The organism is Streptomyces sp. NPDC058646, assembly GCF_042716875.1.
Taxonomy (GTDB): Bacteria; Actinomycetota; Actinomycetes; order Streptomycetales; family Streptomycetaceae; genus Streptomyces.
Genome location: NZ_JBHXRK010000003.1, coordinates 127,781 through 141,232, shown reverse-complemented (window position 1 = coordinate 141,232; position 13,452 = coordinate 127,781). Strand labels below are relative to the sequence as shown.

Sequence of the window (13,452 nt, the reverse complement as noted above, 5' to 3'; positions counted from 1 at the left end):
CCCGGACCACAGTTCTCTGAACATGTTCAAAGAACTCGTGGTGCAGACCTTACGCTGCGCTGACGATCCAGTAGGACTTTGTTACCGGACCGGAACATGTCAAGGGCCTGCTGCGGGCGTCCGCCCCCGCCCCGGACAGCACGGCGGGCCCGGCACCTTTCCGGTGCCGGGCCCGTCATTTCCGCTGCTACACCCAGGTGTCCAGCCACATGCGGCCGCGCCAGGAGTCCATCGGGAGGGTCTGGCCGGTGTAGATGGGCCAGAAGTAGATGAAGTTCCACACGATCAGCAGCACCAGGACCCCGGCCCCGATCGCCCCCAGCGCCCGGCGGCGCTCGGTCGAGCCCGCCGGGCCCAGCAGGGCGCCGATCATCATCGCCACCGCCAGGCACAGGTACGGGACGAAGACCACCGCGTAGAAGTAGAAGATGGTCCGCTCCTGGTAGTTGAACCAGGGCAGCAGGCCCGCGGCGAGCGCGCACGCGATCGCACCCGCCCGCCAGTCGCGGCGGAAGAACCACCGCCACAGCACGTACAGCAGCGCGAAGCAGCCCGCCCACCACAGCAGCGGGGTCCCCAGGGCCAGGACCTCGCGGGCGCACTTGCCGGCCTCCGTCGCCGGGCAGCCGTCCGTGCCGGGCTCGGGGGACTCGTAGAAGTACGAGACGGGACGGCCCAGGACCAGCCAGCTCCACGGGTTGGAGTCGTACGTGTGCCCCGAGGTCAGTCCGACGTGGAACCGGTAGACCTCGGTCTCGTAGTGCCACAGGCTGCGCAGCCACTCCGGCAGGAACGACAGCGAGCTGCCCTGGTCGTGCTTGGCCGCCCAGTCGCGCAGGTACCCGCCCTTGCCGTTGTCGGGGCTCAGGATCCAGCCACCCCACGAGGCCACGTACGTCACGAGCGCCACCGGCACCGTGGAGAGGAAGGCGGGTACGGAGTCCCGCCGCAGCATCGCAGCGTACGGGGTGCCCGCGCCCGCGGTACGGCGGGCCGCGGCGTCCCAGAGCACGGTGAGGACGCCGAAGAACGCCAGGACGACGAAGCCGTTCCACTTCGTGCCCGCGGCCAGGCCCAGGCAGACCCCGGCCAGGATCCGGTAGGGCCGCGGGCCCAGGTTCAGCGTCTCGGCGATCCTCCGGTCCGGTCTGGCCCGGCCCTCCTCGTCGACCGGGAGCGCCGCCGCGAGTCCGGCCCGGGTCCGGTCCCGGTCGATGAGCAGCGCCCCGAAGGCGGCGAGCACGAAGAACATCAGCACCAGGTCGAGCAGGGCGGTTCGGCTCATCACCAGGTGCAGGCCGTCCACCGCCAGCAGGGCGCCGGCCAGGCAGCCGAGGAAGGTGGAGCGCAGCAGGCGGCGCCCGATCCGGCACAGCATCAGCACCGACAGGGTGCCGAGCACGGCGGTCATGAACCGCCAGCCGAACGGGGTGAAGCCGAACATCCACTCGCCGAGGCCGATCACCCACTTGCCCACGGGCGGATGCACGACGTAGCCCGGGTCCACGGGCAGGGGGACCCCGTCGGGACGGGCGAGGATCGACTTGTCGATGTCCTTGGGCCAGCTCGCCTCGTAGCCCTGCCGGATCGTGGCCCACGCGTCCTTGGCGTAGTACGTCTCGTCGAATATCACCGCCTTCGGGCTGCCCAGGTGCACGAAGCGCAGCACCCCGGCGACCACCGCGATCAGCAGCGGTCCCGCCCACGCGAGAACCCGCTGCCAGGTGTGCACGGCGGAGGCCGGCACGCCGAGCGCCGTCCACAGCTGCGCGGACGGCGCGGCGTACGGGGGCACCAGGCGGGTGCGGACGTCCGCACGCGGCTCGGCCGCGGCGGACGGCACGTAGCCGAAGCCGCGCAGGCGGCGCAGCCAGGCGGGCGGCTCTGCGGCGCGCCCCTTCGGTCCGCTCGCCGGGGCGGGAGGGGCCCCCGCGGGGCTGGGCGGAGGCGTCGCAGTACTGGTCACCGGGCCATCGTAGGGAACTGATCCGTGGGAGCCCCAGCACCTAGGGGAGGTCGGATCGCAGGAGCGCGCCGCGGAACCGTGCCCGGGGCCCCCCGCGCGCCTCCCGCGGAAGCCGTCCGGGGGAGGCGCCGGGCCCCAATGAGAGGATGGCCGGGTGACGACTGACCAGCCCCGCGGTACCGAACCCGTCCACCCGGCCCCCGGGGAGGCGGGCGTGCTCGTCCTCGCCGGCACCCCCATCGGCGACCTCGCCGACGCCCCGCCCCGGCTCGCGGCCGAGCTGGAACGGGCCGACGTGGTCGCCGCCGAGGACACCCGGCGGCTGCGCCGGCTGACCCAGGGCCTCGGCGTGCACACCACCGGCCGGGTCCTGTCGTACTTCGAGGGCAACGAGTCGGCGCGCACCCCGGAACTGGTCGAGGCCCTCGCCGGCGGCGCGCGCGTCCTGCTGGTGACCGACGCCGGCATGCCCTCCGTGTCCGACCCCGGCTACCGGCTGGTCGCCGCGGCCGTGGAGAAGGGCATCAAGGTCACCGCGGTGCCCGGCCCCTCGGCCGTCCTCACCGCGCTCGCCCTGTCCGGGCTGCCCGTGGACCGCTTCTGCTTCGAGGGCTTCCTGCCGCGCAAGGCCGGGGAGCGTCTGGGCAAGCTGCGCGAGGTCGCGGACGAGCGGCGCACCCTCGTGTACTTCGAGGCCCCGCACCGGCTCGACGACACCCTGGCCGCGATGGCCGAGGTCTTCGGGGCGGACCGGCGGGCCGCCGTGTGCCGCGAGCTGACGAAGACCTACGAGGAGGTCAAGCGCGGCGGTCTCGGCGAGCTGGCGGCCTGGGCGGCCGAGGGCGTGCGCGGGGAGATCACCGTCGTCGTGGAGGGAGCCCCCGCTCCGGTCCCCGGCGACGTGGACGCGGAGGAGCTGGTGCGCCGGGTACGGGTGCGCGAGGAGGCGGGGGAGCGCCGCAAGGAGGCCATCGCGGCGGTCGCCGCCGAGGCGGGGCTACCCAAGCGGGAGGTCTTCGACGCGGTGGTCGCGGCAAAGAACGAGGCACAAAAGGTGCTGTGAATCGGTAAAGGGCTAACCTGAAAGGCAAAGCTCGGACCGCGCACCGGGCGCTTCGGACATGAGTCGCCCAAGGGCCGTCCAACACGGGACAGGGCCTGATGCGCTCCCGCCCGAAGAGGCGTCCACCGGGAAGGCACCAGTGGACAGGAGGAGCTGGCATGAGTGAGATCGCAGACACCCCGGCACCCGTCTCCGCCCCCGGCGTGCCGGACTCCGCCCCCGGCGTGCAGACCGTGCACGAGGCGTACTCCTTCGCCTGCATGCGGTGCGGATACGGCTGGGAGCAGGCCTACGCGATAGAGCACCACGTCGACGGCAGCGGCCTGCCGTTCATCGTCTACAAGGCCGGGGGCGAGCGCGTGCCCTCCCCCCTGTCGAACCCGACCTGCCACAACTGCGGCGGCCACGTGGTCCGGATCATGCGGGCGGGCCAGGTCTCCTCGGTGCTCGGCATGCTCGACCAGCTCTACCACCACCCGGTCGCACCGGGGATCGCCGGGCCCGTACCGGCCGGCGCGAACGTCCCCGGACCACCCGGGCCGCGCAAGGGCTCCCCCCGGCACGACGCCCCCGGCCCGGTCGCCGTCGACCCGGACGAGGACCGCCGGGGCCTGATCGGCCGGCTGATGGGGCTCTTCCGCCGGTCATAAGATCGGCCGTATGACACGCGTGGAGAAAGCGCAGCCCAAGGACGCACCGCCGCCCCTGCCCGAACCCCTCCGGGTGGCGGTGGCGGACTCGCACACCCACCTGGACATGCAGTCCGCAACCGTGGAGGAGGGCCTGGCGAAGGCCGCCTCGGTGGGCGTGACCACCGTCGTCCAGGTGGGCTGCGACGTGAAGGGCTCCCGCTGGGCGGCCGAGACCGCCGCCGCCTACGAGAACGTCCACGCGGCCGTGGCCCTTCACCCGAACGAGGCCCCCCGCATCGTCCACGGGGATCCAGGGGCCACCTCCCAGCCCCCTGGGGCCGGGGGAGGGCGGTCCCGCCACGGCGCCCGGACCGGCGGCGGCGAGACCGCCCTCGACGACGCGCTCGCGGAGATCGAAGCCCTCGCCGCCCTGGACCACGTCAAGGCGGTCGGCGAGACCGGGCTGGACTTCTTCCGCACCGGACCCGAGGGAACGGCCGCGCAGGAGCGTTCCTTCCGCGCCCACATCGAGATCGCCAAGCGCCGGGGCAAGGCGCTGGTCATCCACGACCGCGACGCCCACGCGGACGTCCTGCGGGTGCTGCGCGAGGAGGGCGCCCCCGAGCGGACCGTCTTCCACTGCTACTCCGGGGACGCCGCGATGGCCCGCGAGTGCGCCGCGGCCGGCTACTACATGTCCTTCGCCGGGACGGTCACCTTCAAGAACGCGGCCCCGCTGCGCGAGGCGCTCGCCGTGGCCCCCCTGGAGCTGGTCCTCGTCGAGACGGACGCGCCCTACCTCACCCCGGCGCCGTACCGCGGACGGCCCAACGCCCCGTACCTCATTCCGCTGACCGTACGGGCGATGGCGGCGGTCCGCGGCATCGACGAGGACGCGATGGCCACGGCCCTGGCCGCCAACACCGCCCGCGCCTTCGGCTACTGAACCCGCCCATCCGCCGACACGCTGGGTAGTCGACCCCTTTGTTTGCGTGACCGTCGCTCCGCTAAGGTGCCGTGCCCCGACCAGGGGTGCCGGACCAGTGGAGCGAGCGTCGTGAGCGAAACGCAGGGCAGTCACCGCCGTGGCGGGCCCGTCCCCGGGCCGTACGAGGACCGGCCCGCGGCCCGCGCGGCCGCGGCGCCCGTCCCGCAGGCCCGGGGAACCGGCAGGCGGCGCGGCGCCGCCGACCCCCGCTCCGCCCCCGCCGCGGCCCCGCAGGAGGCCGCCGGCCCCACCGGGCCCGCGGTCGCCGGCCCGGGCCGCCGCCGCGGCCCCGCTGCCGAGGCCGTGGCACCCGCCACCGCGCCGGGCGGCCACCGGCGCCGGGCCGCGGAGGGCGCCGTCCTCGAGGCGCCCGCCCCGGCGGGCACCGGGCGGCGCCGCCGGGCCCCGTCGCCCGAGGCCGCACCGTCCGCGACCCCGCCCGCGCCCGCCGGACCCGGGCGGCGCCGTGCCCCGGGCGGGCGGCGCGCCGCCCGGGCGGGAGTCCAGCCCGCGGCCACCCCGCGCGGCACCCCCGGGGCGGCCGGCGGCACCTGGCGGAGAATCGTGCCGCAGGCCCTGGTCGTGGCCTTCCTCGCGGGCGGCACGACCGCCTTCGTCGCCGCCGACAAGGCGGTACGGCTCACCGTGGACGGCGTACAGAGAACCCTGCACACCTTCGCGGACGGCGTGGACGAACTCCTCGTCGCCGAGGGACTCGGCATCGGACCCCACGACCTCGTCGCCCCCGCACCCGGTGTGCCCATCGAGGACGGCGAGGAGATCGTCGTCCGCTACGGCCGCCCGCTGAGCCTCACCGTCGACGGACAGCGCCGCCAGGTGTGGACCACCGCCCGCACCGTCGACGGAGCCCTGCGCCAGTTCGGCATCCGCGCCGAGGGCGCCCACCTCTCCACCCCCCGCACCGCGCCCGTCCCCCGCTCGGGCCTGGCCCTCAGCGTCCGCACCGAGCGCAGCGTCACCTTCGTGGCCGACGGCCAGGAACGCACCATCCGCACCAACGCCGCCACCGTCGGCGAAGCCCTCGGCCAGGCGGGCATCACCCTCCAGGGCGAGGACACCACCTCCGTGCCCGCCGGCTCCTTCCCGCGCGACGGCCAGACCGTCACCGTCCTGCGCATCACCGGCACGCGGGAGGTCCGCGAGGAGCGCATCCCGTACGCCACCGAGCGGGTCGGGGACGCCGCCCTCTTCGCCGGGACCGAGGTCGTAGAACGGGCGGGCCGCCCCGGCGCGCGCCGGGTCACCTACAGCCTGCGCACCGTCAACGGAGTCCGGCAGCAGCCCCGCCGCGTAGCCGAGGAGACCGTCCGCGAACCCGTCACCCAGCTGGTCAAGGTCGGCACGAAGCCGCTGCCGACCTCCGTCGCCGGTGCGGACGGGCTCGACTGGGCGGCGCTGGCCCGGTGCGAGTCCGGCGGCCGGCCCTCGGCCACCGACCCCTCCGGCACCTACGGCGGCCTCTACCAGTTCGACGTCCGCACCTGGCAGGGGCTCGGCGGCACCGGCCGTCCGCAGGACGCCTCCGGTGCGGAGCAGACGTACCGGGCGAAGAAGCTCTACGTGCAGCGGGGTGCGAGCCCGTGGCCGCACTGCGGCCGCAGGCTCACCCGGGGGTGACGCGGCGGACCCCCGGTCCGGCGCGGGATCCCCCGGGCGATCTGAGACGCTTTACCGGTGAGCACCGCAGAGCAGCAGCCCGAAACCGCCTCCTCCAGCACCCCCGACGCCCTCCTCGGCGCGTCCGACATCCGCGAGCTGGCAGCAGCCCTCGGGGTCCGCCCGACGAAGCAGAAGGGCCAGAACTTCGTCATCGACGCCAACACGGTGCGCCGGATCGTGCGCACCGCCGAGGTGCGCCCCGACGACGTCGTCGTCGAGGTCGGGCCGGGACTGGGCTCGCTGACGCTCGCACTGCTGGAGGCCGCGGACCGGGTGATCGCCGTCGAGATCGACGACATCCTGGCCGCCGCGCTGCCCGCCACCATCGAGGCCCGGATGCCCGCCCGCCGGGACCGCTTCGCGCTCGTCCACTCCGACGCGATGCTGGTCACGGAACTGCCCGGCCCGGCCCCGACCGCACTCGTCGCGAACCTCCCGTACAACGTGGCCGTGCCCGTCCTGCTGACCATGCTCGACCGCTTCCCGAGCATCGAGCGGACCCTGGTCATGGTGCAGGCGGAGGTCGCCGACCGGCTCGCCGCCAAGCCGGGCAACAAGGTCTACGGGGTCCCCTCCGTCAAGGCCAACTGGTACGCCGACGTCAAACGGGCCGGCTCCATCGGCCGCAACGTCTTCTGGCCCGCGCCCAACGTCGACTCCGGTCTGGTCTCCCTCGTCCGCCGCACGGAGCCGATCAGGACCAGCGCCTCGAAGGCGGAGGTCTTCGCGGTCGTGGACGCCGCCTTCGCCCAGCGCCGCAAGACCCTGCGCGCCGCGCTGTCCGGCTGGGCCGGCTCGCCGGCGGGCGCCGAGGCGGCCCTCGTCGCCGCGGGGATCTCCCCGCAGGCGCGCGGCGAGTCCCTGACGGTCGAGGAGTTCGCGGCGATCGCCGAGAACAAGCCCGAGGCGCAGAGGCCCGCGCTGTGAGCGTGACCGTACGCGTCCCCGCCAAGGTCAACGTCCAGCTGGCGGTGGGCGGGGCCCGCCCCGACGGCTTCCACGACCTGGCCAACGTCTTCCTCGCCGTGTCCCTGTTCGACGAGGTCACGGCCACCCCCGCGGACGGGCTGACCGTCACCTGCGCGGGCCCCGACGCCGGCCAGGTGCCCCTGGACCGCACCAACCTCGCCGCCCGGGCCGCGGAGATGCTGGCGGCCCGGGCGGGCATCGAACCGGACGTCCACCTCCACATCGCGAAGAACATCCCCGTCGCGGGCGGCATGGCCGGCGGCAGCGCGGACGGCGCCGCCGCCCTGCTGGCCTGCGACGCCCTGTGGGGCCTGGACACCCCGCGCTCCGAACTGCTCGGCATCTGCGCGGTCCTGGGCAGCGACGTCCCCTTCAGCCTCGTCGGCGGGGCCGCGCTGGGCACCGGGCGGGGGGAGCTGCTCACCCCGGTGGACGCGGGCACCTTCCACTGGGTGTTCGCCGTGGCCGACGGCGGGCTGTCCACGCCCGCGGTGTTCCGCGAGTTCGACCGGCTCACCGCCGGGACGACCGTCCCGGAACCGGAGGCCTCCCCGGCGCTCCTCGCCGCCCTCGCCTCGGGCGATCCCGACGCGCTGGCCGCCACCCTGTCCAACGACCTCCAGGCGGCCGCGCTGTCGCTGCGCCCGTCGCTGGCGGACACCCTGGCGGTGGGCAACGGGGCCGGCGCGCTGGCCGCGCTGGTCTCCGGCTCGGGTCCCACGACCGCCTTCCTGGTCCGTGACCCGCAGACCGCGGCCGAGGTCGCGGCCGCCCTCGAAGCCTCCGGCACCTGCCGGGCCACCCGCGTGACCTCCAGCCCGGCCCCCGGAGCCACCGTCCTCCCGACCTGACCCGCGCCTCACTCGCCGGCGGGGCCGGATCCGGCCGACGGCGCAGACGGGTATCAGCGCGAATCCAGCCCCGCCGGCGTTCGAGGCGCGGGGTCCGGGGCGGAGCCCCAGGAGGCGGGCGGGCCCGCCTCGGCAGGATCGGCCCCGGCGGGGCGCCGGTACCTAGGGCGGTTTGAGTATCCGCGCCCTGTCGGGGGACGGCCGGGGGCGGCCACCGTGGAGCCATGACAGCTAGCGCACGCGCCATGGCCGCCGCCACCCCGGCCACCCGTGACCGGTACGTCGACCTGCTGCGCGTCGCCTCCCTGGCGACCGTCGTGTGCGGCCACTGGCTGATGGCCGCCGTCAGCGGCGACGGCATAGGGAACCTGCTCGCCCTGCTGCCCCCGCTGCAGGTGCTCACCTGGGGCCTCCAGGTCATGCCGGTCTTCTTCTTCGTCGGAGGGTTCTCGCACGCCCTGTCCTACCGGTCCCTGGCCCGCCGCACCGACGGGCCGGTCTACGCCGACTTCCTGCGCGCCCGCCTCCACCGCCTCCTGCGGCCCACCCTGGTCTTCGTCCTCGTCTGGGGCCTGCTCGCGCTGGCCGTCCAGCTCGCCGGCGGCGACGACGGGCGGCTGACCGGGGCCGCGCTGCGGGTGGTCACCCAGCCGTTGTGGTTCATCGGGATCTACCTGGCCATGGTGGCGTTCACCCCGCCGCTGCTCCGGCTGCACGAGCGCCTCGGCTGGGGCGCCTTCGCCGCGCTCGCCGGGGCGGCCGGGCTGGTCGACGTCCTGCGTTTCGCGCTCGGGGTGCCGTACGTGGAGTTCCTGAACTTCGCCTTCGTCTGGCTCGCCGTCCACCAGCTCGGCTTCCTCCGGGCCGACGGGCGCATCAGCAGGCCCGCCGTACTCGCCGCCGCCGGCCTGGCCGGGGCCGTCCTGCTGGTGGCGTACGGCCCGTACCCGCTGTCCATGGTCGGGATGCCCGGCGAACGGGTCTCCAACATGGCCCCGCCCACCTTCGCCCTGCTCTGCCACGGCATGTGGCTCGTCGGAGCCGTGCAGCTGGCGGCCCGGCCCGCCACCGCCTGGCTGGACCGGCCCCGCGTCTGGCGCGGCGTGGTCGCCGCCAACGGCATCGCCATGACCGCCTTCCTCTGGCACCTCTCCGCGATGCTCGGGGTGTACGGGATCCAGCTCGCCCTCGGTCTGTCCCTGCCGGCCCCGGCCGGCGCCGCCTGGTGGGCGCAGGTACCGGTGCGCATCCTGGCCGCGACCGCGCTGACCGCCCTCTTCGTCGCGCTCTTCCGCCGCTTCGAGGCCCCGTCCGGGTCCGCCCCGGCGGCCGCACCCGTCCGGGCCCGGCGGGGGAGCGGGGCCCGCGCCGCCCTCGGGACCACCCTCTGCCTGCTCGGTGTCCTCGGTCTCTCCATGACCGGCCTCGGCGGGCTGCTGGAGGGCCACAGCGCCACCCTGATCGCCCTCCCCGTCACCGCGCCCGCCGCCATCGGCATGGCCGTGGGGGGCTGGCTCCTGGTGGAACGGTCCGCCCCGTCCCGGAGGGTTAGGCTGAGGGGCTGATCCACACCCCTTCCCTGGAGCGCGTCTGATGGCCGTCAATCTGGTCAATGTCGAGGCAGTCAGCAAGGTGTACGGCACACGTACCCTGCTCGACGGCATCTCCCTCGGCGTGTCCGAGGGAGACCGGATCGGCGTCGTCGGCCGCAACGGCGACGGAAAGACCACCCTGATCCGCATGCTGGCCAAACTGGAGGACCCCGACACCGGCCGGGTCACCCAGTCGGGAGGCCTGCGCATGGGCGTCCTCACCCAGCACGACTCCCTCGACCCCGCGGCCACCGTCCGCCACGAGATCATCCGGGACATGGCCGACCACGAGTGGGCCGGCAACGCCAAGATCCGCGACGTGCTGACCGGCCTCTTCGGCGGGCTCGACCTGCCCGGCTTCGGCCAGGGCCTGGACACCGTCATCGGACCGCTCTCCGGCGGCGAGCGCCGCCGCATCGCCCTCGCCAAGCTGCTCATCGCCGACCAGGACCTCCTCGTCCTCGACGAGCCCACCAACCACCTCGACGTCGAGGGCATCTCCTGGCTCGCCAAGCACCTCCAGGAGCGCCGCTCCGCGCTCGTCTGCGTCACCCACGACCGCTGGTTCCTCGACCAGGTCTGCACCCGCATGTGGGACGTGCAGCGCGGCGACGTCCACGAGTACGAAGGCGGCTACAGCGACTACGTCTTCGCCCGCGCCGAGCGCGACCGGATCGCCGCCACCGAGGAGTCCAAGCGGCAGAACCTGATGCGCAAGGAGCTGGCCTGGCTGCGCCGCGGCGCCCCCGCCCGCACCTCCAAGCCGCGGTACCGCATCGAGGCCGCCAACGAGCTGATCGCCGACGTCCCGCCGCCGCGCGACACCTCCGAGCTGCGGCGCTTCGCCAACGCCCGCCTCGGCAAGACCGTCTTCGACCTCGAGGACGTCAGCGTCCACGCCGGCCCGAAGGAACTGCTCAAGCACCTCACCTGGCACCTGGGCCCCGGCGACCGCATCGGCCTCGTCGGCGTCAACGGCGCGGGCAAGACCTCCCTGCTGCGCGCCCTCGCCGAGGCCGCCCGCACCCAGGGAGACGTCCAGCCCGCCGCGGGCAAGGTCACCGTCGGCAAGACGGTCCGGCTGGCCTACCTCTCCCAGGAGGTCGGCGAGCTCGACCCCTCCCTGCGGGTCCTGGAGGCCGTCCAGCGCGTCCGCGACCGCGTCGACCTCGGCAAGGGCCGCGAGATGACGGCGGGCCAGCTGTGCGAGCAGTTCGGCTTCACCAAGGAGAAGCAGTGGACGCCCGTCGGCGACCTCTCCGGCGGCGAGCGCCGGCGGCTGCAGATCCTGCGGCTGCTGATGGACGAGCCCAACGTCCTCTTCCTCGACGAGCCCACCAACGACCTCGACATCGAGACCCTGACCCAGCTGGAGGACCTCCTCGACGGCTGGCCCGGCTCGATGATCGTGATCTCCCACGACCGCTTCTTCATCGAGCGCACCACCGACACGGTGATGGCGCTCCTGGGTGACGCGAGCCTGCGGATGCTGCCGCGCGGCCTGGACGAGTACCTGGAACGCCGGCAGCGGATGATCGAGGCCGCCGCCCCGGCGTCCGCCCCGGCCGCCCCCGCGGCGAAGTCCACCTCCTCCGGCGACTCCCGCGCCGCGAAGAAGGAGCTCCAGAAGATCGAGCGGCAGCTCAACAAGGTCTCCGACCGCGAGAGCCGGCTGCACGCCCAGATCGCCGAGAACTCCACCGACTACGACAAGGTGGCCAAGCTCGACGCGGAGCTGCGGGAACTGCTCTCGGAGCGGGACGAGTTGGAAATGCGCTGGCTGGAACTGGCCGAAGAGGCGTGAGCTCCCGGGTGCGCCCGGGCCAACTGAGCGGATAACGGAGGCATCACGGGCCGGTCCTCCCTTGGGTACAGGGGGCGGACCGGCCCGGCGTCAGCAGGCCGTCAGTGATAGAAAGGTCATCCTCCACGACCTCCTGAAGCCGAAAGTGTGCGCTGATGACCGAGCCGCCCCAGCCGCCGAACCAGCCGCCGTCGCCTTCCGGTTACGGCCACCTGCCCGGCCCGCCGCAGCCCGGCTACGGATACCCGGCGCAGGGCGACAACCCGTACGCCCAGCCGTCCCCGTACGGTCAGCAGCCGCCGGCCCAGCCCGCCGGCTACGGCTTCCCGCCCCCGCCCCCCGGCCCGCCGGGCATGCCCCCGACCGTGCCGGGCATGCACCCGGGCGCCCCCGGCACGCCGCCGAAGAAGAAGACGACGGTCCTGATCGCCGCCTCGGTCGCCGCCGCCCTCGTCGTCGGCACCGTCGCCTACGTGGGCTTCTTCCGCGGCGACGACAAGGACCCGAAGCAGCCCGTCGCGCAGTCCTCCCCGCCCGCCGACGAGAAGCCCTCCGCCTCGCCCTCCGTGGACAAGGGCGACGGCAGCGGCGACGGAGGCGAGGAGGCCGACCTCAACTCCGGCCGCAAGCAGGGCGAGGACAAGGTCCTCTGGCTCAAGACCAGCAAGATCGACGGACCTGGCGCGGGCGTCGAGGCGGAAGGCCAGTGGGTCGTCGGCGACACCGTCGTCAAGAGCGTCTGGAAGTCCGTGACCGGCTACGGCGCCACAGACGGCAAGGAGAAGTGGACGCTCACCTTCCCTGCCGAGATCTGCGCCGTCACCGACCAGATGACCGCCGACGGCAAGACCGTCGTCCTGTACAAGGACGGCGAGTCCGACTCCGCGAACTGCAACCAGATCCGGATGGTCGACCTCAAGGCGGGCAAGGAGGGCTGGTCGAAGGAGGTGCCCAAGGAGGGCATGTTCGACCTCTTCGCCGGCTCCACCCTCTCCCTCACCGGGGACACCGTCTCCGTCAACCGCGTCACCCGCGCCAGTGCCTTCAAGGTCAGCACCGGCGACAAGCTCTTCGCCACCCCGAACGAGGGCTGCCAGGCCGGCAGCTACATCGGCGGCAACGGCAAGATGATCGGCATCGCCACCTGCCAGGACGCCGACCGCACCGTCGAGGTCCAGGACGCCGACCCGGCCACCGGCAAGTCGGCCTGGACCTTCCGGCTCCCCAAGGACTTCAAGGTCACCAGCGTCTACTCGGTGGACCCCCTCGTCCTCGACATCGGCAACGAGGCCAAGAAGGAACGCTCCATCGTGGTCCTGGGGCCCGACGGGAAGCAGCGCACCACGGTCACCGGCGAAGGCAGCTTCGCCACCGGCTGCGGAAGCGCCTTCAGCCGTTCCCTCCAGTGCCGCTCGGGCCTGGTCGACTCCAACACCCTCTACCTGCCCACCGCCCCGGCAGCCGGCACCGGCAACGAGATCGTCGCCTTCGACCTCGGCACCGGCAAGGTCAAGTGGCGCATCCCCGCCGGGGACAAGCGCACCCTGGTCCCGCTCAAGGCCGAGGGCGGACAGCTGACCGCCTACCGCGAGGCGGAGTACGACCAGGGCGGCGAGGTCGTGACCGTCCCCGCCGCCGGAGGCACGCCCACCCCGGTGCTGCGCCACCCGTCGGGTGCCGCGGCCCCGGTGGAGAGCTCCTTCCACTCCCCGAAGATGGACTACGTGGACGGCCGGTTCTTCCTCTCCGTCTCCCGCCTCCTCGCGAAGGGCAAGGACGAGAAGCTCCTGATGGTCTTCGGCAAGTGAACGCGTCCACCGAGCCGCCCACGAGAGGCAACAGCAACAGATGAGCACCCCGCCGCCCCCCCACCAGCCGCCGCCCGGCGGATTCGGCGCCCCCCCGCC

At 73.9% G+C, this 13,452-nt stretch carries 10 protein-coding genes; 9 read left to right on the top strand and 1 reads right to left on the bottom strand.

Annotated elements, in window-relative coordinates; translation table 11 throughout:
• Window positions 1-187 precede the first annotated feature (187 nt).
• The gene (locus ACFWUZ_RS05685; RefSeq protein ID WP_384367581.1) at window positions 188-1,966 is read right to left on the bottom strand and encodes a dolichyl-phosphate-mannose--protein mannosyltransferase; all 1,779 of its coding nucleotides are present in this window, start codon (window positions 1,964-1,966) and stop codon (window positions 188-190) included.
• A gap of 154 nt (window positions 1,967-2,120) precedes the next feature.
• Here ACFWUZ_RS05685 and rsmI point away from each other — a divergent pair, with 154 nt between their 5' ends.
• From rsmI to ACFWUZ_RS05640, 9 genes are all read left to right on the top strand, one after another.
• Entirely contained in the window at window positions 2,121-3,029 is a 909-nt protein-coding gene (gene rsmI, locus ACFWUZ_RS05680; RefSeq protein ID WP_384367578.1) for a 16S rRNA (cytidine(1402)-2'-O)-methyltransferase, read from the top strand.
• A gap of 158 nt (window positions 3,030-3,187) precedes the next feature.
• On the top strand, window positions 3,188-3,679 hold the full coding sequence (locus ACFWUZ_RS05675) for a hypothetical protein (protein WP_384367575.1): 492 nt from the start codon (window positions 3,188-3,190) through the stop codon (window positions 3,677-3,679).
• 10 nt (window positions 3,680-3,689) lie between these two features.
• Window positions 3,690-4,607, top strand: a complete 918-nt coding sequence (locus tag ACFWUZ_RS05670) for a TatD family hydrolase (protein WP_384367572.1) — start codon at window positions 3,690-3,692, stop codon at window positions 4,605-4,607.
• A gap of 111 nt (window positions 4,608-4,718) precedes the next feature.
• Entirely contained in the window at window positions 4,719-6,287 is a 1,569-nt protein-coding gene (locus ACFWUZ_RS05665; protein ID WP_384367569.1) for a ubiquitin-like domain-containing protein, read from the top strand.
• 57 nt (window positions 6,288-6,344) lie between these two features.
• Entirely contained in the window at window positions 6,345-7,256 is a 912-nt protein-coding gene (rsmA, locus tag ACFWUZ_RS05660) for a 16S rRNA (adenine(1518)-N(6)/adenine(1519)-N(6))-dimethyltransferase RsmA (RefSeq protein WP_384367566.1), read from the top strand.
• Window positions 7,253-8,149: a 4-(cytidine 5'-diphospho)-2-C-methyl-D-erythritol kinase gene (locus ACFWUZ_RS05655; protein WP_384367564.1), complete on the top strand. Its 897-nt coding sequence runs from the start codon at window positions 7,253-7,255 to the stop codon at window positions 8,147-8,149. Before rsmA ends, ACFWUZ_RS05655 begins: the two co-directional genes overlap by 4 nt.
• Before the next feature lie 224 nt (window positions 8,150-8,373).
• Window positions 8,374-9,714, top strand: a complete 1,341-nt coding sequence (locus ACFWUZ_RS05650) for an acyltransferase (RefSeq protein WP_384367561.1) — start codon at window positions 8,374-8,376, stop codon at window positions 9,712-9,714.
• Window positions 9,715-9,742: 28 nt separating this feature from the next.
• Window positions 9,743-11,545 carry an ABC-F family ATP-binding cassette domain-containing protein gene (locus tag ACFWUZ_RS05645; RefSeq protein WP_384367559.1) on the top strand — a complete coding sequence of 601 codons (1,803 nt, stop codon included), beginning with the start codon at window positions 9,743-9,745 and terminating at the stop codon, window positions 11,543-11,545.
• A 155-nt stretch (window positions 11,546-11,700) separates the two neighbouring features.
• Complete coding sequence (locus ACFWUZ_RS05640) at window positions 11,701-13,353, top strand: PQQ-binding-like beta-propeller repeat protein (protein ID WP_384367556.1); 1,653 nt, start codon at window positions 11,701-11,703, stop codon at window positions 13,351-13,353.
• Window positions 13,354-13,452 lie beyond the last annotated feature (99 nt).

Excerpts from the sequence above, each read along its gene's own strand:
- ACFWUZ_RS05675 (WP_384367575.1), top strand. The coding sequence starts at position 3,188 with ATGAGTGAGATCGCAGACACCCCGGCACCCGTCTCCGCCCCCGGCGTG.
- ACFWUZ_RS05670 (WP_384367572.1), top strand. The coding sequence starts at position 3,690 with ATGACACGCGTGGAGAAAGCGCAGCCCAAGGACGCACCGCCGCCCCTG.
- ACFWUZ_RS05650 (WP_384367561.1), top strand. The coding sequence starts at position 8,374 with ATGACAGCTAGCGCACGCGCCATGGCCGCCGCCACCCCGGCCACCCGT.
- ACFWUZ_RS05645 (WP_384367559.1), top strand. The coding sequence starts at position 9,743 with ATGGCCGTCAATCTGGTCAATGTCGAGGCAGTCAGCAAGGTGTACGGC.
- ACFWUZ_RS05640 (WP_384367556.1), top strand. The coding sequence starts at position 11,701 with ATGACCGAGCCGCCCCAGCCGCCGAACCAGCCGCCGTCGCCTTCCGGT.